Origin of the sequence: Streptomyces sp. NBC_00989, from assembly GCF_045162655.1 — a bacterium.
GTDB lineage: Bacteria > Actinomycetota > Actinomycetes > Streptomycetales > Streptomycetaceae > Streptomyces.
In genome coordinates, this window is sequence record NZ_CP108728.1 from 1,932,738 (window position 1) to 1,951,710 (window position 18,973).

The 18,973-nt window shown below is 71.4% G+C and carries 18 protein-coding genes; 7 read left to right on the plus strand and 11 right to left on the minus strand.

The window, feature by feature from the left end; genetic code table 11:
- Positions 1-52: 52 nt before the first annotated feature.
- The 3 genes from OG714_RS08365 to OG714_RS08375 all read right to left on the minus strand — a co-directional run bounded on the left by OG714_RS08365 (position 53) and on the right by OG714_RS08375 (position 3,322).
- Positions 53-967, minus strand: a complete 915-nt coding sequence (locus OG714_RS08365) for a YceI family protein (RefSeq protein WP_406119647.1) — start codon at positions 965-967, stop codon at positions 53-55.
- 109 nt (positions 968-1,076) lie between these two features.
- On the minus strand, positions 1,077-1,835 hold the full coding sequence (locus OG714_RS08370) for an NUDIX hydrolase (RefSeq protein ID WP_406119648.1): 759 nt from the start codon (positions 1,833-1,835) through the stop codon (positions 1,077-1,079).
- A 26-nt stretch (positions 1,836-1,861) separates the two neighbouring features.
- Complete coding sequence (locus tag OG714_RS08375; RefSeq protein WP_406119650.1) at positions 1,862-3,322, minus strand: MFS transporter; 1,461 nt, start codon at positions 3,320-3,322, stop codon at positions 1,862-1,864.
- Positions 3,323-3,469: 147 nt separating this feature from the next.
- On the opposite strand from OG714_RS08375, the gene OG714_RS08380 reads away from it, so the two are divergent.
- Entirely contained in the window at positions 3,470-4,048 is a 579-nt protein-coding gene (locus OG714_RS08380) for a TetR/AcrR family transcriptional regulator (RefSeq protein ID WP_406119651.1), read from the plus strand.
- Between the two features lie 24 nt (positions 4,049-4,072).
- Here the strand turns inward: OG714_RS08380 and OG714_RS08385 are convergent, their stop codons facing one another.
- The 3 genes from OG714_RS08385 to OG714_RS08395 are packed head-to-tail and all read right to left on the minus strand — an operon-like array spanning position 4,073 to position 7,784.
- Entirely contained in the window at positions 4,073-5,143 is a 1,071-nt protein-coding gene (locus OG714_RS08385) for a maleylacetate reductase (protein ID WP_406119652.1), read from the minus strand.
- Positions 5,140-5,997 (minus strand): intradiol ring-cleavage dioxygenase, encoded by an 858-nt coding sequence (locus OG714_RS08390; protein WP_406119653.1) that lies wholly within the window; start codon positions 5,995-5,997, stop codon positions 5,140-5,142. Before OG714_RS08390 ends, OG714_RS08385 begins: the two co-directional genes overlap by 4 nt.
- A 41-nt stretch (positions 5,998-6,038) precedes the next feature.
- Entirely contained in the window at positions 6,039-7,784 is a 1,746-nt protein-coding gene (locus OG714_RS08395; protein ID WP_406119654.1) for an FAD-dependent oxidoreductase, read from the minus strand.
- Between the two features lie 192 nt (positions 7,785-7,976).
- On the opposite strand from OG714_RS08395, the gene OG714_RS08400 reads away from it, so the two are divergent.
- The gene (locus OG714_RS08400) at positions 7,977-9,758 is read left to right on the plus strand and encodes a helix-turn-helix domain-containing protein (RefSeq protein ID WP_406119656.1); all 1,782 of its coding nucleotides are present in this window, start codon (positions 7,977-7,979) and stop codon (positions 9,756-9,758) included.
- A 55-nt stretch (positions 9,759-9,813) separates the two neighbouring features.
- Here OG714_RS08400 and OG714_RS08405 read toward each other — a convergent pair whose 3' ends face one another.
- On the minus strand, positions 9,814-10,344 hold the full coding sequence (locus OG714_RS08405; protein WP_406119658.1) for a hypothetical protein: 531 nt from the start codon (positions 10,342-10,344) through the stop codon (positions 9,814-9,816).
- 122 nt (positions 10,345-10,466) lie between these two features.
- Here OG714_RS08405 and OG714_RS08410 point away from each other — a divergent pair, with 122 nt between their 5' ends.
- Entirely contained in the window at positions 10,467-10,811 is a 345-nt protein-coding gene (locus tag OG714_RS08410) for a cupin domain-containing protein (RefSeq protein WP_406119660.1), read from the plus strand.
- Between the two features lie 23 nt (positions 10,812-10,834).
- Here the strand turns inward: OG714_RS08410 and OG714_RS08415 are convergent, their stop codons facing one another.
- The gene (locus tag OG714_RS08415; RefSeq protein ID WP_406119662.1) at positions 10,835-11,866 is read right to left on the minus strand and encodes a LacI family DNA-binding transcriptional regulator; all 1,032 of its coding nucleotides are present in this window, start codon (positions 11,864-11,866) and stop codon (positions 10,835-10,837) included.
- A 107-nt stretch (positions 11,867-11,973) separates the two neighbouring features.
- Between OG714_RS08415 and OG714_RS08420 the strand changes: the two genes are divergently transcribed.
- From OG714_RS08420 to OG714_RS08435, 4 genes are read left to right on the plus strand one after another with little or no spacing between them, the layout of a single operon-like run.
- On the plus strand, positions 11,974-13,149 hold the full coding sequence (locus OG714_RS08420) for a phytanoyl-CoA dioxygenase family protein (RefSeq protein WP_406119664.1): 1,176 nt from the start codon (positions 11,974-11,976) through the stop codon (positions 13,147-13,149).
- 5 nt (positions 13,150-13,154) lie between these two features.
- Entirely contained in the window at positions 13,155-13,958 is an 804-nt protein-coding gene (locus OG714_RS08425; protein WP_406119666.1) for an SDR family oxidoreductase, read from the plus strand.
- A gap of 51 nt (positions 13,959-14,009) precedes the next feature.
- Positions 14,010-15,014, plus strand: coding sequence for a Gfo/Idh/MocA family oxidoreductase (locus OG714_RS08430; protein WP_406119668.1), 1,005 nt, complete (start codon positions 14,010-14,012; stop codon positions 15,012-15,014).
- A complete protein-coding gene (locus tag OG714_RS08435) occupies positions 15,011-16,033 on the plus strand; it encodes a Gfo/Idh/MocA family protein (protein WP_406119670.1) in 1,023 nt (340 codons plus the stop codon). The genes OG714_RS08430 and OG714_RS08435 overlap by 4 nt, the downstream gene beginning before the upstream one ends.
- A 51-nt stretch (positions 16,034-16,084) precedes the next feature.
- Here OG714_RS08435 and OG714_RS08440 read toward each other — a convergent pair whose 3' ends face one another.
- Genes OG714_RS08440 through OG714_RS08450 form a run of 3 tightly spaced genes read right to left on the minus strand, consistent with a single transcriptional unit; the run spans position 16,085 to position 18,973 of the window.
- The gene (locus OG714_RS08440; protein WP_406119672.1) at positions 16,085-17,104 is read right to left on the minus strand and encodes a Gfo/Idh/MocA family protein; all 1,020 of its coding nucleotides are present in this window, start codon (positions 17,102-17,104) and stop codon (positions 16,085-16,087) included.
- Between the two features lie 44 nt (positions 17,105-17,148).
- Entirely contained in the window at positions 17,149-18,057 is a 909-nt protein-coding gene (locus OG714_RS08445) for a sugar phosphate isomerase/epimerase family protein (protein WP_406119674.1), read from the minus strand.
- 1 nt (position 18,058) lies between these two features.
- Positions 18,059-18,973, minus strand: a complete 915-nt coding sequence (locus tag OG714_RS08450) for an ATP-binding cassette domain-containing protein (protein ID WP_406119676.1) — start codon at positions 18,971-18,973, stop codon at positions 18,059-18,061.

Sequence of the window (18,973 nt, forward strand, 5' to 3'; positions counted from 1 at the left end):
CCACCCGGTCGGCCGGGTGAACGCGCAGGTAAACCCTACCGCATGTGCCGGGTCACTTCGGCGGCGTCGGGGTGTCGTGGGTGCGGTACATCGCCTGGACGTCCAACTCCAGCTGGACGGTGGGGCCCACGACGGCGATGCCCCGGGCCAGCATGCTGCGCCAGTTGAGGGTGTAGTCCTCGCGGTGCAGTTCGGCCGTGGCGAGGGCGGCGCAGCGGAGTTCCTCGGCGTAGCCGCCGTTGACCGTGCCCAGGTAGGTGGTGTCCAGGTTCACCGAGCGGCTCACGCCGTGCATCGTCAGCGAACCCTGCAACGTCCACTTGCTGCCGCCCCGGTAGGCGAACCGGGTGCTGGCGAAGTCGATGTACGGGTAGCGCTCCACGTCGAGGAAGTCACCGGAGCGCAGGTGGTTGTCCCGCGTGGTGTTGCCGGTGGTGATGCTGGACGCGTCGATGCGGACGTGGACCTTGGATTCGGCCACCTCCTGGGCGATCTGGATACCGCCCTGGAACCGCTCGAACCGGCCGTGCACATGGGCCATGCCGACGTGCTTGGCGATGAAGCGGATCGCGGTGTGCGGCGGGTCGAAGAGCCAGGTGCCGGGCGGCGGGAGTTCCTGGGCGCGGCCGGGCTGGAGCCAGACGCGTTCCGTGGGCTCGGCGATTCCGGCCACGATCTCCAGCGTCTCCTGGTGCGGCTGGAGTCCCTGGGCCGAGACGAGGAGGCTGTAGCGGCCGGGCGGCAGGGCCGCGAGGAAGAAGCCGTACGGGTCGGTCGTGCCGGAGGCGGCGACGCGGTGCGAGTCGAGGGCCGTCACGGTCACGTCGGCGGAGGCCATGGGCGCGCCCATCGGGTCGACGATCTCACGGCCGAGGCCGCCCGCGCCGGGCGGCAGGGGGAGCGAGAGGCCCGCCGCCGTGGCGGAGGCGCCTTGGGGCCGCCAGCGCCTGAGCAGTGCGAGGGCCATGGTGATCACCTTTCTTCACAGCAGTCGTACAGGCATACGGCGCCGGACGACATGTCCCCGATCCTGAGCGCTCCGGTGCTGAAACGGGTGTCTCATATCGAGACACCCGTTACGCCCCTTCCGTCGCCGATGCCTGGTAGCGGCGGACGATCGGCTCCAGGTAGTCCGCGTGCGGGCCCGCCAGGTCCGGGAGTTGGGCCGTGGAGCCGATCAGGGCGATCCGGTCCAGCTCCGGGTCGCGCCCCTGGGCCCGTTCCGCCGCCACCACCGCTTCGAATCGCTCGTGCAGCCGCTCCGCGGGGAGGGCGGGCGCACGGAACAGGACGCCGATGCCGCCGTTTCCGGCGCGGGTGACGTTCCAGAGGGTGAGGTCGTCGGGCCGGATGTCGATGCCGGCCTCCTCGATCAACTCCCGTGCGGCATGGCGGTACAGGGCCGCCATGTCGAGCGGCTCGTCGCCCTCGGGAGGTTCGAGGGAGCCGCCCGGCAACTGCCAACGTCGCGGTGCCGCCGTCGAGTTCGACATGCGGCCCACCAACAGGCGTCCGTCGTCGGCCGGTTGGAGGACGGAGACGAAGAACGACGGCAGCCACGAGGTCGAGAACGGGACGCGCCGCAGGGCGAAGTGCCGGTACGTCGTCCTGACCCAGAAGACGGTGAGCTCGTCCGGTCCCTCCCGCCGCGTGCCCGCGCACACCAGGACCGGCCCGTCGAAGAAGCTCGGGTTGTCCCGTACCTTCGCGTCCCACACCCGGTTCATCGCCAGCCGCTCCTCGGGCGTGAGCCGAGGAGCGGCGGTCTCGACGAACCGGAACCGGTGCACGTCCAGGAGTTCGCCACCGGAACCCCCCGCACTCTCTTCGATCATCGGTTCATGCTGGCACACCGGCCGGGTCAGTTCAGGGCGCCGGGAGCCATCACCGACGCCTCCTCCTCCGCCTTCAGCAGCGCCGACCCGGAGCCACCGACGGTCGTTCCTCCGCTACGGCCGGACCGTCGCGGCACCAGGAGCGCGGCCAGCGCGGCGCCGAGGAGCAGCACCGCCAGCAGCGTGAACCCGTGGGTGTACCCGGAGTCGTAGGGCAGGCCGGAGGGCTGGAGGTGGCCGGTGACCAGGACGCTGGTCACCGCGGCCCCGATCGAGCCGCCGATGGTGCGGATGTTGGCGTTCATGCCGGTCGCGGCGCCGGTCTGCTCGGGCGGGACGCTGCCGACGATGAGGTTGGCCATGGAAGCGAAGGCGAGTCCGATGCCGAGGCCGAAGATGCCTGCCACGAGGGCTATTTGCCACTGCTGGTCGTGCCAGAGGGCGAGGATCGCGCAGGCGACCGCGCCGAGGGCGGCACCGGTGGTGAGCAGGGCCTTGGCGCCGACGATCGGTTCCAGGCGGCCGCTGAGCACGCCCGAGACGAACATCGCGAGCAGCATCGGAAGCATCAGCAGGCCGGACGCGGTCACGCTGGCGCCGAAGCCGTAGCCGGCGGACGACGGGGTCTGGACGAAGCCGGGCAGGAAGGACCAGATCGCGTACATGCCCGCGCCGAACAGCAGCGCGGCGGTGTTGGTGGTCCACACCGAGGGCAGGCGCATCACCTTCAGGTCGATGAGCGGGCTGCGCGAGCGGGCCTCCGACAACAGCCAGGCCGCGAAGAGCACGACGGCCGCGGCGAACAGGCCGACGACCCGCACGGAGCCCCAGCCCCAGCTGCCGGCCTGGCTCAGCGGGAGCAGCAGGGCGACCAGCCAGCCCGAGAGGAGCACGGCGCCGAGCCAATTGACGTGCCCCTGTGCGCGGTTGGGCGACTCGGGGACGTAGCGCACGGCGATGAGGGTGGTGACGGCGACGATGCCGACGGGGAACCAGAACAGCCAGCGGTAGTCGAGCGCGGTCACGATGGGACCGGCGGCGACCATGCCGACGCCACCGCCCGCGGCGATCACGGCGGACAGGTTGCTGATGCTGCCCGGGACTCGGGACGCGTCGAACTCGTCGCGGATGATGCCGAAGGACAGCGGGAACAGCGCGCCGCCGATGCCCTGGACGACCCGGGCGATGATCAGGACGCCGATGTTGGGGGCGAGCGCGGCGACCAGGCAGCCGGCCAGCACCGCGACGAGGACGGCGACGAGGGTGCGCTTCTTGCCGACCAGGTCGCCGACGCGGCCGAGTATCGGGGTGAAGACCGAGGCGGACAGCAGATAGGCCGTCATCACCCAGGTCGCGGTGGACTGGGAGGTGTGCAGCGCGTGCTGGACGGTCGGCAGGGCCGGCGCGATCAGCGACTGGAGCATGGAGAACACGCCCGCACCGGTCGCGAGGACCGCGAAGGTGAGGCGGGAGGACTTGCGGGGCATCGAGAGCCTCTCCGGAACAAGCGAACGGGGGTGCGCCCGCGTATGGCTCTGCGGCGGAACGCGCCCACACTGCTAAAGTGGAGGTACCCCTCCACCATAACGGAGGCACACCTCCGGTTCAACCGCGCCCACCCCAGGGAGGCACCCGTGACGGCCCAGCCGTTCCCCGTCAGCGAGATCGTCGCGGCCCAGAGACCCCACCGCAAGGACGCCGCCCGCAACTACGACGCCCTGCTGGCCGCCGCCCGCGAGGCCTTCGCGGAGCACGGCTCGGAGGCGTCGCTGGAGGACATCGCGCGCCGCGCGGGCGTCGGCATCGGCACGCTCTACCGCAACTTCCCGACCCGCCGGGCCCTCTTCGAGAGCGTCTACGCGCACGAGGTGAACGCGCTGTGCCAGTTCGCCCTGGACGTCGCCGACCGCGAGCCGTGGGAGGCGCTGACCGCGTGGCTGAACCGTTTCGCGGGCTATGTGACGACGAAGCAGGCGGTGCGCCAGGCGCTGGAGAACGACTCGGAGATCTTCGGGACCTGCCGCGAGTCGATGTTCTCGGCGGGCGGCCCGCTGTTCGAGCGCGCGCAGAAGGCGGGCGTGGCCCGCACGGACATGGACTTCGGTGATCTGCTGCGGATGGCCGCCGGGATCACCGGCACGACGTTCGTGGACGACGCCCAGCGCGACCGCGTCCTGGCGATCGCGCTGGACGGCGTCCGCACGAACCACTGACCTCACGCACCACCGAACGGCCGTTTACGCGGGGGGCGTTCCCTCGTACGCCGCGCGCAGCAGCGCGAGGACGCCCTCCTCGGTGACCGGCCGGGGGTTGGCGTACGCCTGGCTCACCGCCTGCGTGGCCGCCGTCGCCAAGTCGCCCTCCTTCAGGCCGAGTTCGGCGAGTGTGCGCGGTGCGTCGAGCCGCCGGGCCAGGTCCCACAGGGCGCGTGAGGCATCCCCGGCGTCCAGCGCGCGGGCCACGGCGGCAGCGGCTTCCGGTGCGGCGGGCGCGTTGTACGCCAGCGCGTACGGCAGCACCACCGTGTGCGTCTCCGCGTGCGGCAGGCCGAAGGTGCCGCCGAGAACGTGGCACAGCTTGTGGTGCAGGCCCATGGTCGTGCCGCCCAGGCAGGAGCCGCACAGCCACGCCCCGTACAGGGCACGGCTCCGGGCGTCCAACGACCTTGGATCGGCGGCCAGTTCGGGCAGCGCGCCCGCCAGCGCCCGTACGCCCTCCTCCGCCATGAGGGCGATCAGGGGCGAGGTGTCCGGGGCGTACAGGGCCTCCACGGAGTGCGCGATCGCGTTGACGCCGCTGGTCACCGTGAGCGGGACGGGGAGTTCCAGGGTGAGTTCGGGGTCGTAGACGACGCTGCGGGGCAGGACGGCGGGGTCGCGGCCGGTGCGTTTGGCGCCGTTCTCGGTGAGGCCCCAGACCGGGGTCATCTCGGAGCCGGCGTAGGTGGAGGGGACGGCGATCAGCGGGAGGCCGGTGCGCAGGGCGATGGCCTTGCCGAGGCCGACCGCCGAGCCGCCGCCGACCGCGACGCAACCGTCGGCGCCCAGCGTGCGCGCCAACTCGACCGCGCGGTCGGCGACTTCGACCGGGACGTGCATCCGCGCCTCCGCGTGCAGCCCGACGCACACCTCCCCCAGCGAGTCGGCGACCGCCCGCGCGGTGTCGGCGCCGCGTGCTCCCGAGAGCACCAACACCCGCCGCAGACCGAGCCGTTCGGCCTCCCCGGCGGTCGCGGTCAGCGCGGCGCCGGGGCGGAACACGACGCGCATGGGCTGGGCGTCGTAGGCGAAGTCGAGGAAGTCCTTCACGCGTGGTCCAGGACGAGGTCGAAGCGGGCGTGGCGGAAGGGGTTGGCGATGCCGAACTCCCGTGCCAGGGACGGGTCGTCGGTCGGGGTGAAGTCCTCGACGAGGCTCTGTTTGACGGCGAAGACGGCGTCGGAGTCCAAGTAGTCGCTGCCCGCTACGAAGATGTGGGTGGTGACCGGGGTGTGGTCCTCGGCCGAGGCGATGAAGTGGATGTGGGCGGGGCGGTAGGGGTGGCGGCCGGTGGCCTTGAGGAGTTCGCCGACCGGGCCGTCCGTGGGGATGGGGTAGGGACTCGGTACGCAGGTGCGGAACCGGAACCGGCCATCGGCGTCCGCGGTGAACAACCCCCGTCCGTTGCCCGGGGGTTGGAGGTCCGGGCGCTGCACGTCGTAGAAGCCGTTGCCGTCGGCCTGCCACACGTCGAGGAGCGCGCCCGGCAGCGGAGTTCCGTCCCCCGACACGATCCGGCCGCTGACCACGCACGGCTCGCCGCCGCCCACCAGGTCGATGTTCGCGCCGAGTTCACGCACCGGCGACTCGGTCATGTGGAAGGGGCCCAGGACCGTCGACTCGGTGGAACCGGCGGCCCGGTCGCCGTTGATCGTCTCCACCAGCATCGACAGGCCGAGCACGTCCGAGAGGAGGATGAACTCCTGCCGGGTGTCCGTGCACATCTTCCCGGTCTCCGTCAGGAAGCCGATCGCCCGCTCCCACTCCGCCTGGGTCAGGTCGGTCTCCCGCGCGAACGCGTGGAGATGCCGGATCAGGCCGGTCAGCAGTTCACGCAGGCGGGGATCGGCCGTCCCCTCCAGACTGGCGACGGCCTCATCCGTGACGGTGACGTCAGTGGTCATTGCGGCTCCCTACCCTCTGCGAAGTGCCCCTGTACGAAATGTCAGCCGTGCCCGAGGATGCGTCGCAACGCGTCCGTGAGCAACTGTTCGGCGTTCTCGGCCGCGTCGGCGTGGCGGAAGGCGACGTAGCCGTCGGGGCGGACGAGGAGGGCGCCCCCGTCGGACACCTCGCTCAGGCGGGCCCAGTCGCCGTACGGGTCGTCGTACTCCTGGCCGGGGCCGATCACGACCGTCGCGATGTCCAGGGACTGCGCCTTTGCCGCGCGCACCCAGGCCTCGCCGCCGATGCCGGTGAGGAGGGTGAAGCGGCCCTTGCCCACCGTGTCGAGGGTCGAGACGGTGCGGGGGCCCGAAGTGATCCAGGCGTGCGGGAGCTTGGCGCCGGGGCGGGAACTGGGCTGGTGGTACAGCTCGCGGTCGCGTTCGAAACCGGGGTCGGGCGTGCCGTCGGAGACGATCGCGGCCGAACTCTCGGCGGAATAGCGCTGGTTGAGGTCGACGCCGTGCGCGTTGAACTCGTACACCTTGAAGGCGATCGCCTCGCGCAGCGCGGCCCGCTGCTTGCCGGCGGCCTCGGTGGCGTCCTTGCGGGCCTCGATGTTGGCCCACAACTGCTCGGGCGTCTGCGGGGAGAGGCCGTCGAGCGCCTCGAAGATCGGGGCGGTCTCGCCGATGGACTTGTTGGCGCGGGTGACGATCTGCTTGCCGATCGGGGCGCGTTCGGCGTCGTAGCTGTCGAGGAGTCTCGGCGTGGCGGTGCCGTCGAGGACCAGCTTCAGCTTCCAGGCCAGGTTGTAGGCGTCCTGGATCGAGGTGTTGGAGCCGAGCCCGTTCGACGGCGGGTGGCGGTGCACGGCGTCACCGGCACACAGCACACGCCCGTTGACATAGGTCTCGGCGTACAGCTCGTTGACCGTCCACGCGGAGGACGACTTGATGGTCACCGGGATCTCGTCGTCGCCGACCAACTGCCGTACGACGGACAGGGCGTACTCCTCGGTAAGGTCGGGGGCGCCGGCGCTCACGTCGTAGCCCCACACGATCAGCCACTCGTTCCAGGGCTTGACGCAGCGCACCAGGCCCGCGCCGATGCCGCCGACGGTGGCGCCGGGGGCGAGCACCCAGTAGAGGGTGGAGGGCCGGTGGGCGGTGTACTCGCTCAGGTCCGCGTCGAAGACGATGTTGATGCTGCCCGCGACGCCCATCTGGCCGCCCATCGGCAGTCCGGCGTCCTCGGCGACCTGCGAGCGGCCGCCGTCGGCGCCGATGAGGTACTTGGCGCGGATCCGGTACTCGTCGCCGCGCAGCCGGTCCTCGACGGTGACCGTGACGCCATCCTCGTCCTGGACGAAGGACTTGTAGACCGTGCTGAAGCGGACGTTGGAGCCGCGCGCGAGCGCAGCGTCGATGAGCACCGGCTCCATCAGGTGCTGCGGCATGTCGCACATTCGGGTCGGGCTGGCCAGGTCGTGCGCAGCCTGCACGAGCGGGTCGTTGCCCCAGGAGCGGATCCGGCCGAGCTCCTCGCCGGCGAGGCTGGTGCAGAACGTGGTGTTGCCCATCAGGTTCTGCGGCGTCGCCTGGGCCAGCACCTCGTCCTCGACGCCGAGGTCGCGCAGGACCTCCATGGTGCGCTGGTTGGTGATGTGCGCGCGGGGCGTCCTGGTGAGGCGCGAGTAGCGCGTGACGACGATGTGGGGCACGCCGTAGGTGCTCAGCGCCAGCGCGGCGGACGCGCCGGCCGGGCCGCTGCCCACGATCAGTACGTCGGTCTCGACAACGTGCACGGCGGGACGCTCCAGGGGTGAGGCAGGGGTGCGACGGAGGTGGGGCGGGTCGGGACAGGCTGAGGCAGAGGTGAGAAAGGCACCGACTCTTCACGATCATGATGCGGGCCGGACCTGCGCGGGTGTCTCATTACGAGACAGTTGCAGCCCCTCGGCGGCCGCCGCCACGGGCCCGATACGGTGAGAGGCGTCATGACCACCCTGGATCACTCCCCCGCCCTCGCCCCGCTGCGCCAGGCGCGCGAGCGGTTCCTGAGCGGCCGCCCACTGCCCGACGACGTCCCGGACGAGGTCCTCGCGGCCTGGCGTCGCGCCCGCTTCTTCGGCGTACGGCACGACCTCGATGGACCGGTCCACGAACCCGAACCGCCCACCGATTCCGCCCTGTTGGAGGCGGCGCGGCCCGTGCTGGAACGCATCGCGCCGGCGCTCGGGCACTCGGCGATGCTCCTCACCGACGAGCGTCTGCGCCTGCTGTGGACCACGGGCGAGGTTCCCGGCGACGACCGGTGCCGTGACCTGTCCGAGCGGGAGGTGGGCCACAACAGCGCGGCCCTCGCCCTGCGCACCAGGCGCCGGGCCGAGGTGCACGGCCCCGAACACTTCCTCGACGTGTGGCAGGACGTGTCCGCCGTCAGCGTGCCGCTGCTCGCCCCGGATTCCGGGCAGGTGCTGGGCACGGTGACCGTCGCGTCCGCCCTGTGCGCCGGCTGCGGGCCGCACCCCGGAGCCGCCCTCGCCGAGGCGACGGCCACGGCGGTCGAAGCGGAACTGCTCGCCCGCTCCCGCACCGCCGAACGGGTGCTCCTCGACGCCTACACCCGCGCCGCCCACGGCCCGGACCGGGCGATCGTCGCCCTCGACGGCCGCAACCGCCTCGTCAGCGAGGCCGCCGTCCGCCTCGCCACACCCCAGGTACTGGCCGCGCTGGAACGGTCCAGCACGAGCGAGCGAGCCTCCGGCGCACGGCCGCCTCACGACACCGGGTGCGGTCCGTTGGTGGAACGGTCCCACGACGCCGGGTGCGATCCGGTGCGGGAGCAGTCCTACGACCTGACGCTCCCCGACGGTGCCGGGTGCACCGCCACGATCACTCCCGTACGGCATGAGGGCCGCGTCCTCGGGATCGTCGCCGTCCTCGAAGCGCGGGCCGCCGAGGTGCCGCGTCCCGTTCCGCGCCCGGCGCTGGCGCTCGCGGGTGGTTCGGTGCCGTGGCGGCACGCGGTCGCCCGGGCGGTAGAGCTGGCCCGGGTCCCTGAGCCCCTGCTGCTGACCGGTGAGCGCGGGAGCGGCAAGACCGCGCTGGCCCGTGAACTGCTCGGCGGGACCGTGCCGTTGGTCGCCGATGCCGCCGAGTCGCCCGAACTGGGCGTGAAGTACAGCGAGCTGGCCGACGGCCGCCCGCTTCTCCTGCGGCACGCCGAACGGCTCGCCCAGCCGGACGTCGCCGCGCTCAACTCCCTGCTCGACGAACACCCCGACGTCCGTCTGCTGGTCACCTACACGCCCGGCACTCCCCCGGGCCCGTGCTTCCAGCGGCTGCTGGACACCCTCGCGCCCCGGTCGGTGACCGTCCCCGCGCTGCGTGAACGCCCCGAGGACGTACGGGAGTTGCTGCCCTTCCTCGCGCCCCGCCCGGCCCCAGGACAGCCGCCGCTCACCTGGACCCTGGACGCGTTGCGGGCTCTGGAAGAACACCCGTGGCCCGGGAACGTCACCGAACTCGCCCATGTCGTCAGGGCGTTGGCGGAGCACCGGCGGGTCACCGGCCCGGTGCGGCGGGCCGAGCTGCCCGATCCCGTCCGGGAGGGTCCCGCGGCCCGGCGGCTGAGCCCGATGGAGCACGCCGAACGCACGGCGATCCTGGCCGCGTTGCGTCGGCACGGGGGCAACAAGGCGCGGGCCGCTTCCGCGTTGGGGATCGGCCGGGCGACGCTGTATCGCAAGCTGCGCGGTTACCGAGACGTGCCGTAGGAGAGCCGCGTGGGCGGGTGCCGTTGTACGAGCAGGCCGTACAGGCCGAACGGGCTTATTTGATCAGGGCGTTGGCCACGACGACCACCACCCCGAGCAGCGCGTCCACCGTCCCGATGGCCACCGCCGCCGCCCAACTCCGCGCAGACCAGCGGGCCGTGACCAGCCCCAGGCAGAACAGCAGCGCGATGTTGAGGACGAAGGCCGCGTACTCGACGCCGTTCGCGGGCCACCAGCCCCAGCCCGCCCCGGCGAGCAGCAGGACCGTCGGCAGCGTGACGGCGACCAGGGGCCACTCGTCGCGCAGGGTGCGCAGGGCGTCCCAGCGGCCGTGCGGGGCGCGCTCGGCGATGTAGTGGGCGTACCCGTGGGCCAGCGCCGAGGCTGCCGCGGTCACCAGCAGCCACAGGGCGTCGTAGCGACGGCTGCCCCGGTCGGTGTGGCCGTACTGGGTGAGCGCGGCGACCATCGAGCAGGCGAGGACGGCGCCGTAGACGCCCCCGAAGAGGATGTTCTCCCGGGTCTCGTGCGAATGCGGCCGCGCGTGTGGGTGTGGTTCGGGGACGGCTGCCGTGGTCTGCGCCATGCCCTCCACGATCACCCGGCCCCGCCCGGGCCGCCACTCCGCGACGAAGTGTCCTCCGACCTGGGCCGATACCCCACACAGTGTCCACGCCTGGACCGGTCCACCCCGGCTAGGGTCGCGGCATGACGCACAGTTTCGTAGTCCGCATCCCCGACGCCGAGCTCGAACCCGAGCCGCTCGATCCGGCGCAGATCGTCTCCGGTACGCCCGAGGTCACCGGGAAGGTCGTGTGGGAGTCCGAGGACGGGCGGCAGGTCCGCGGGATCTGGCAGATCACGCCGGGTGTGGTCACCGACACGGAGGCGGACGAGCTGTTCGTCGTGATCAGCGGTTCGGCCACCATCGAGGTCGAGGGCGGCGGGACGCTGACGGTCGGTCCCGGCGACATGGCCGTGCTGCGCGAGGGCGACCGTACGACGTGGACGGTGCACGAGACGCTGCGCAAGGCGTACGCCATCAATCTGTGAGCGGGCTCAACCGTTGATCCGGGTCAACGCGGCTGCGCCGTAGGCATGTTGTAGGGCGTGACGACCTGGATCGCGGACGGCAGGGTCGGGCCCGCGGGCGGCAGCGCGTCGTGGGCGCGCATGACGATGCGGCAGGCCTCGCGGACGTCCTGGCGCAGGTCGTGGTGGAGGACGGCGGACAGGCGCTGGTCGTGCAGCAGCCGGGTGTTGTCGTGGTCGAGGTCGTGCGCGACGAACACGGCGCACTCGCGGCCGAGGTCGGCGAAGGCGCGCAGGGTCGCGATGTTGCCGCCGCCGATCGAGTAGACCGCGCGGATGTCCGGGTCGCGCTTCAGGGCGGCCCGGACGAGCTCGTACTGGGTGGCGTCCAGGCCGTGGCCCTCGGTGATCTCGACGAGCGCGCGTTCCGGGTAGCGGGCGCGCATGGCGCTGCGGAAACCCATCTCGCGTTCTTCCTCGTTGCGGAAGAAACCGCTGCTCAGACTGGTCAGGATGTTGGCCGGGCGGTCGCCGAGCCACTGGCCCATGAGGTAGGCGGCAGTCGCGCCCGCCGCCCGGTTGTCTATGCCGACGTAGGCCAGGCGGGCGCTGGCGGGCAGGTCGGTGACCAGGGTGACGACCGGGATCCCGGCGGCGACGAGCCGGCCGACGGCGGCGGTGATCTCGGGGACGTCCGGTGCCTTGAGGATGACGCCCTGCGAGCCGCGCCGCACGATCCTGTCCAGGGTCCCGACCAGCTCCTTCACCGGGGCGGTCTCCCGGAAGTGGAAGCGCGATCGCACGACGGCCGGGTGCAGGTCGGGCAGTTCGGCCTCCAGCGCGTTCCGTACGGCGGTGGAGAAGCGCTCCGGCGTCTGCATCACGATGTCGATCATGAACGTACGGCCGACGAGTCTGACCTGGGTGCGCTGCCGGTCGAGATCGGCGATGGCCTGCCGCACCTCACGCTGCGTGCTCTCGCGGACCCCGCCCCTGCCGTTCAGGACACGGTCCACGGTGGCCTCGCTGAGACCCGCCTGACGTGCGATTTCACGGATCGGGAAGGGGTGGCCCACGGGTCGCCTCCTTGAGGGGTTTTTGATGGTCGGCTGCTGGTTGTTCGATGGGTTTGTACTGACAAGAATGACAGCACCGCACCACTCCGTGACCCGAGGGGACGACGATGTCCTTCACATCAGCAGAAACCCGCGCCTGGCTCACCGAGCAGGACTGCGACCTCGACACCTTCCGCACACTCGTCGAGCAGCCGACCGAGCTGGCCGACTTCCCGTACGCGTCCGCCGTCGAGCGGAACGTCCTCGTCTACGACAGCGACCGGCTCCGCAAGTCCGTGGCGGCCGGCGAGCGCCGCGAGGTGCAGGCCGAGCTGGTGCGGGCGTTCGCCGAGGGGCCCGGCATCGTGGTCCTCCAGGGCGCCTTCCCGGACCTGTCGGTTGTGGACCGTTCCACCGAGGTGTTCGAGGCCCTGATCGCCGAGCAGCGCGCCTCGGGCGCGGGCGCCGGGGACCACTTCGCGCAGCCGGGGGCCAACGACCGGGTGTGGAACGCCCTGGAGAAGGCCGCGCTCTACGACCCCGAGGTGTTCGCCGACTACTACGCGAACGACATCCTGGCCCTGGTCTCCACCGCGTGGCTCGGCCCCGGCTACCAGGTCACCTCGCAGATCAACGTGGTCCACCCGGGCGGCGCCGCGCAGACCGTGCACCGCGACTACCACCTCGGGTTCCTCACGAACGAGGTCGCCGCCGGGTACCCGGCGCACGTGCACCGCCTCTCCCCCGTGCTCACGCTCCAAGGGGCCGTCGCCCACTGCGACATGCCGGTGGAGTCGGGGCCGACGATGTACCTGCCGCACTCCCAGAAGTACGAGCCGGGCTATCTGGCGTGGCGACTCCCGGAATTCCAGGCCTACTTCGAGTCGCACTACATCCAACTGCCCCTCGCCAAGGGCGATGCGGCGTTCTTCAACCCCGCGCTGTTCCACGCGGCAGGCACCAACCGCACGGCCGACGTCCGGCGCATGGCCAACCTGCTCCAGGTGTCGTCCGCGTTCGGGCGGGCGATGGAGACGGTGGACCGCGAGGCCGTCACCAACGCGGTCTTCCCCGTGCTGCTCAAGCGCAAGGCCGAGGGCGTGGGCGAGGAGTGGCTGGACACGGTCGTCGCGGCGAGTGCCGAGGGCTACCCGTTCCCCACCAACCTCGACAACGACCCGCCGGTCGAGGGCCTGGCCCCGCCCTCGCAGGCCGACCTCGTACGGCGCGCGGTGCGTGAGGGGTGGGACCCACAGGCGCTGCGCGGGGAACTGCGGGCCGGTGCCGAGCGGCGCGAGAGCTGAACACCATGGGATCCACGGAACGTTCAGGGCTCACGGGGCTCCTCGACGGCAAGGTCGTCCTCGTCAACGGCGGCAGCCAGGGCATCGGCGCCGCGATCGTCCGGGCGGCGGTGCGCGAGGGCGCGGTGGTGTCCTTCACCGGTCGCCGTGCTGAGCCCGGTGACGCCCTGGTGGCCGAACTCACGGAGGCGGGCGGCAAGGCGACGTTCGTCCGGGCCGACCTGTCCGACGCCGAGCAGGCGAAGGGCGCGGTGGGCGAGGTGATCGCCGCGCACGGACGCGTCGACTGTCTGGTGAACTCCGCGGGACTCACCTCACGCGGCTCGCTGCTGGACACCACACCCGAGCTGTTCGACCAGCACATGGCGATCAATCTCAAGGCGCCGTTCTTCGCCATGCAGGCAGCCGTGACCGACATGACCGCCCGCCAGGCGCCGGGCACGATCGTCAACATCGGCTCCAACTGCGCCCATGGCGGCCCGCCTCACCTCGCCCCGTATTCCACCGCCAAGGCCGGCCTCGCGGGCCTGACCCGCAACGCCGCCCACGCCCACCGCTTCGACCGGATCCGCATCAACACCGTCAACATCGGCTGGACCGACACCGAGGGCGAGGACGCCACCCAACGCGCCTTCCACGGCGCGGGCGACGACTGGCGCGAGGAGGCCGCCGCCCGTCAGCCGATGGGCAAACTCGGCCAGCCGGACGAGATCGCCGACTTCGTGGTGTTCCTGCTGTCCGACCGGTCCGGGGTGGTCACCGGTTCGGTGATCGACTGGGACCAGAACGTCCTCGGCGTCCTCGACTGACCTTCGACACAAGCGACACACCCGCACCTCTCAAGAAAGCAAGAGCCCCTCATGCGCATCGGAATCCTCGGCCTCGGCCGCATCGGCGCCTTCCACGCCGAGACCCTCTCCGGACTCGACGTCGTCGAGTCCCTCGTCGTGGCCGACCCGTTCGCGGAGGCGGCGAAGAAGGCCGCCGAGCGGTTCGGCGCCGAGGTCGCGGACTCCCCCGAGGCCGTGCTGGCCGCCGGGGTCGACGGTGTCGTCATCGCCGCGGCGACCGACGCCCACCCGGGTCTGATCCTGGCCGCCGTCGAGGCGGGCATCCCCGTCTTCTGCGAGAAGCCCGTCGCCAAGACGATGGCCGAGGGCGTCAAGGTCCTCCAGGCCGTCGAGGGCAGCAGCGTGCCGATCCAGATCGGCTACAACCGCCGCTTCGACGCCGGTTTCGTCGCCGCGCGTGCCGCCGTAGAGTCCGGCGAGCTGGGCAAGCTGCACACCGTGCGCTCGACGACGCTGGACCCGGCGCCGCCGCCGGCCGCGTACATCGCCGCGTCCGGGGGCATCTTCCGGGACTGTTCCGTGCACGACTTCGACATCATCCGCTGGGTCACCGGCCGTGAGGTCACCGAGGTGTACGCGGTCGGCGGCAACCGGGGCGCCGAGTACATCAAGGAGGCGGGCGACGCCGACACGACCGGCGCGATCCTGACCCTGGACGACGGCACCATCGCGGTGGTGTCCAACTCCCGCCACAACGCCCGGGGTTACGACGTCCGCATGGAGATCCACGGCTTCACGGACTCCATCGCGGTGGGCCTGGAGGACAAGCTGCCGCTGCGCTCGGTCGAGCCGGGCGTGACCTTCCCGGCGGGCGTCCCGCACGACTTCTTCATGGACCGCTTCACGGCCGCCTACCGCGCCGAACTCACCGCGTTCACCGAGGTCGTGGCCGGCACCCGCACCTCGCCCTGCACGGTCGCGGACGCCCTGGAGGCCGGCTGGATCGCCGACGCCTGCACCCTGTCCCTGCACGAGCACCGCCCCGTCACCATCCAGGAGGTACGCGAAGCATGAGCGGTCCGGGCCGGGAACCACTGCGCATCGGAGTACTGGGAGCGGCTCGGATCACCGAGAACTCCCTGATCGGTCCCGCCCGGACGACCGGCCACCGCGTTGTCGCGGTGGCCGCGCGCGACCGGTCCCGGGCCGAGGCGTACGCCGCCGCGCACCGCGTCGAGCGGGTCGCGGACTCGTACGCCGACCTGATCGCCGACCCGGAGGTGGAGGTCGTCTACAACCCCCTCGCCAACGGCCTGCACGGACCGTGGAACCTCGCGGCGCTGGCGGCGGGCAAGCACGTCCTGTCGGAGAAGCCGTCGGCGAGCAACGCGGAGGAGGCGGCCGAGGTGAGGGAGGCCGCCGCCAAAGCCGGAACGGTCTTCATGGAGGCCTTCCACTACCTCTTCCACCCGGTCACCCGGCGCCTGCACGAACTGTTGGCCTCGGGTGAACTCGGCGAGCTGCGGCACGTCGAGACGCGCGTCGCGATCGCCGCGCCGCCGGACACCGACCCACGCTGGTCCCTGGACCTGGCCGGCGGCGCCATGATGGACCTGGGCTGCTACAGCCTGCACGCGCTGCGGATGCTCGCTCCCTGGGCGGGCGGCGCGCCACGGCTCGTCTCGGCCCGGGGTGGTGAACGCGCGGGGGCGCCGGGCGTCGACGAGTGGCTGGACGCCGAGCTGGCGTTCCCGAGCGGCGCCACGGGCTCCGCCTGCTGTCACATGGCGTACGACGGGCTGGACATGAGCTGCCGGATCGTCGGCAGCCGGGGCGAGGCACGCGCGCTCAACTTCGTGCTGCCCCACCAGGACGACCGGATCATGATCCGCACGACGGACGGCGAACGCACGGAACGCCTCGGCCGCCGGTCCTCCTACACCTACCAACTGGAGGCGCTCGCCGCCCGGTTGAGGGAGGGCGCACCCCTGCCGTTGGGCCCGGACGACGCGGTCGCGACGATGACACTCATCGACGAGGCCTACCGCGCGGCGGGGTTCGAGGCGCGTCCGCGCGTGCCGGTTCTGCCGTAGACGCACGTCGGGGGCGGCACGTGGTCGCACGCGCCGCCCCCGACGAAGTGGTCACCGGTAGAACTCGGGCCGCTCCACCAGTTCGACCTCCACCCGCACCCCGTCCTCCAACGCCCGCACCCCCGCCTCGCATACGGCCGCCGCCGCGTACCCGTCCCACACGCTCGGGCCGGTCACCTCGCCGCGGCGGGTGGCGTCGACCCAGGTCTGGATCTCGCGGTCGTAGGCGTCGGCGAAGCGTTCGACGTAGTCCTGGGCGATGGTGCCGCCCCAGCGGCCGGCCATGTTGGTGACCATGGCGTGGCCGTCGCCGATGCGGGCGGTGCCGCGTTCGCAGACGATCTCGGCCTGGACCTGGTAGCCGAAGCCGCAGTTGACGAACATCTCGACGTCGACGATCGCGCCGCCGTCGGTCTCGAAGACGACGAACTGCGGGTCCTGGAGGTCGTCCGGGGCGCTCGCCGTGGGGCGCGGGCGCAGCACCGTCACCGCCGTGATCTCGTGGCCCAGCAGCCAGCGCGTCGCGTCCGTCTCGTGGGCCACGGAGTCGCTGATGAGCATGGAGCTGGTGAAGAAGGGCGGGCTGGCGGCGTTGCGGTGCCGGTTGTGGAGCATGAGCGGTCTGCCCAACTGGCCTGTCCCCAGGAGGGACTTGAGCTTCATGTACTCGGCGTCGTAGCGCCGCATGAAGCCGACCTGCACCCGGCGGTGGCCGAGTCGGATCTCCGCCTCCATCACGCGGAGCGCCGAGGCCGCGTCCGGTGTGAGCGGCTTCTCGCACAGGACGGGCAGATCGTGTTCGAAGGCCGTCAGGAGGGCCGCCTCGTGGGCGGGGCCCGGTGAGGCGATCAGGACCGCGTCGACGTCGGCCGCCGCCATCGCCGCGGCCGGGTCGGTGTACGCCGTGCAGCCGTCCACACCGGACGCGATCCGTTTGGCACGCTCGGCGTCGACGTCCACGACGGCACTCACCCGGGCTCCGTTGACCACGTCCTGGATCCTGCGGACGTGGTCGGCCCCCATCTTTCCGGTTCCGACGACTGCCACTCCGAGCGGGTCGCGCGGGTTCATGGCCACCGGCCGTCCTTTCGGGTCGTCAGGCACCACAGGAATCGTCAGGCACCGCAGGAACGGAGGAACTTGCGGGTGCGCTCCGCGATGGGGAGGGGCTTGTCCGGCTCGCACGGGTACATGTCCTGCTCGACGATCGCGAACAGCTCCACGCCCAGGCGCTGCGCCGCGATCAGCACCGGCTCCAACTCCGGTACACCGGACGGCGGTTCGCACATCACACCCCGTGCCACGGCCGGTCCGAACGGCACCTCGTCCCTGACGACGTCGGCGAGGACCGCCGGGTCGACCTGCTTGAGGTGCAGATAGCCGATGCGTTCGCCGTACGCCTCGATCAGCTTGACGCTGTCGCCGCCGCAGTAGGCGTAATGCCCGGTGTCCAGGCAGAGGTTGACCAGTTCCGAGTCGGTCGAGTCGAGGAAGTGCTCGACGTGGTCCTCGGTGTCGAGGTGGGTGTCGGCGTGCGGGTGGACGACGATGTCGAGCCCGTACGCCTCCTTGACCTCGTGTCCGAGCCGCTCCATGCCCTTGGTGAGGTGGGCCCACTGCTCGCCGGTCAGCTCCGGCGGTTCCAGGATCTCTGCGGTCTTGTCGTCCCGCCAGAAGGAGGGGATGACGACCAGGTGCCGCGCGCCCATCGCCTGGGTGAGCGCGGCCACTTGGCTGACGTGCTCCCACGTTGCGTCCCAGACCGAGGGGCCCCGGTGCAGGCCGGTGAAGACCGTGCCCGCGGAGACCTTCAGGTCGCGCCGATCGATCTCCTCTGTGAGCCGGGCCGGGTCGGTCGGCAGATAGCCGTACGGGCCCAGTTCGATCCAGGAGTAGCCGGCCTGCGCGACCTCGTCCAGGAACCGTTCCCACGGCACCTGTTGGGGGTCGTCCGGGAACCACACGCCCCACGAGTCCGGGGCGGAGCCGACCCGGATGCGGTCCAGGAACGGGCGGTCCGACATGTCAGGCGGTCCCTTCGGGAGACGCGGCCACCGGCGCCTTCAGGGCCTTCTCGTCGGGGAGTTCGTCGACGTCGACGCCGCGTACCTGGGACAACTCGTGCTTGAGTGCGGCGAGTTCGGTGCCGCCGGCCATGTGGTTGGTGAGCTCTTCGAGGGTGATCTCGCTGCGCTCCGCCGACAACTCCATGGTGCCCAGGCGCAGCACGCTGAAGTGGTCGCCGACCATGTAGGCGTGGTGCGGGTTGTGGGTGATGAAGATGACCCCGAGACCGCGTTCACGCGCTGCGGCCACGTACTTCAGCACGACACCGGACTGCTTGACACCCAACGCGGCTGTCGGCTCGTCCAGGATCAGGACGCGGGCACCGAAGTAGACGGCGCGGGCGATCGCCACACACTGGCGCTGGCCGCCGGAGAGGGTGCCGATGGGCTGGTCCAGGTTGTCCAGGACGATGCCCATGTTGCGCAGCTCTTCGTCCGCGGTCTTCTTCATCTTCTCGATGTCGAGACGGCGGAACGGCCAGGGACCCTTGGTCATCTCGGAGCCGAGGAAGAAGTTGCGCCACACCGGCATCAACGGCACGACGGCCAGGTCCTGGTAGACGGTCGCGATGCCCCGGTCCAACGCCTGACGCGGCGTGGTGAAGTGCACCGCCCCGCCGTCGACGAGGAACTCGCCCTCGGTGTGCTGGTGCAGCCCGGAGATGATTTTGATGAGCGTGGACTTGCCCGCGCCGTTGTCACCCAGCACGCAGGTGACCTGACCCGGGCGGACCGCGAGGTCTACGCCGTGCAGGGCGCGGACATTGCCGTACGCCTTGCCCGCGTTGCGCAGTTGGACGATCGGCGCGTCCGCGTCGGCGGGCGCGCTGTCGGTGAGGATGGCGCCGTGGGTGCCGGATTCGTTGCTTGCCAT

What these genes read in the sequence shown, in the direction of transcription:
- OG714_RS08365 (WP_406119647.1), bottom strand. Translation starts at nt 967, where the DNA reads ATGGCCCTCGCACTGCTCAGGCGCTGGCGGCCCCAAGGCGCCTCCGCC.
- OG714_RS08370 (WP_406119648.1), bottom strand. Translation starts at nt 1,835, where the DNA reads ATGATCGAAGAGAGTGCGGGGGGTTCCGGTGGCGAACTCCTGGACGTG.
- OG714_RS08375 (WP_406119650.1), bottom strand. Translation starts at nt 3,322, where the DNA reads ATGCCCCGCAAGTCCTCCCGCCTCACCTTCGCGGTCCTCGCGACCGGT.
- OG714_RS08390 (WP_406119653.1), bottom strand. Translation starts at nt 5,997, where the DNA reads ATGACCACTGACGTCACCGTCACGGATGAGGCCGTCGCCAGTCTGGAG.
- OG714_RS08400 (WP_406119656.1), top strand. Translation starts at nt 7,977, where the DNA reads ATGACCACCCTGGATCACTCCCCCGCCCTCGCCCCGCTGCGCCAGGCG.
- OG714_RS08405 (WP_406119658.1), bottom strand. Translation starts at nt 10,344, where the DNA reads ATGGCGCAGACCACGGCAGCCGTCCCCGAACCACACCCACACGCGCGG.
- OG714_RS08410 (WP_406119660.1), top strand. Translation starts at nt 10,467, where the DNA reads ATGACGCACAGTTTCGTAGTCCGCATCCCCGACGCCGAGCTCGAACCC.
- OG714_RS08420 (WP_406119664.1), top strand. Translation starts at nt 11,974, where the DNA reads ATGTCCTTCACATCAGCAGAAACCCGCGCCTGGCTCACCGAGCAGGAC.
- OG714_RS08425 (WP_406119666.1), top strand. Translation starts at nt 13,155, where the DNA reads ATGGGATCCACGGAACGTTCAGGGCTCACGGGGCTCCTCGACGGCAAG.
- OG714_RS08430 (WP_406119668.1), top strand. Translation starts at nt 14,010, where the DNA reads ATGCGCATCGGAATCCTCGGCCTCGGCCGCATCGGCGCCTTCCACGCC.
- OG714_RS08435 (WP_406119670.1), top strand. Translation starts at nt 15,011, where the DNA reads ATGAGCGGTCCGGGCCGGGAACCACTGCGCATCGGAGTACTGGGAGCG.
- OG714_RS08440 (WP_406119672.1), bottom strand. Translation starts at nt 17,104, where the DNA reads ATGAACCCGCGCGACCCGCTCGGAGTGGCAGTCGTCGGAACCGGAAAG.
- OG714_RS08445 (WP_406119674.1), bottom strand. Translation starts at nt 18,057, where the DNA reads ATGTCGGACCGCCCGTTCCTGGACCGCATCCGGGTCGGCTCCGCCCCG.
- OG714_RS08450 (WP_406119676.1), bottom strand. Translation starts at nt 18,973, where the DNA reads ATGGCAAGCAACGAATCCGGCACCCACGGCGCCATCCTCACCGACAGC.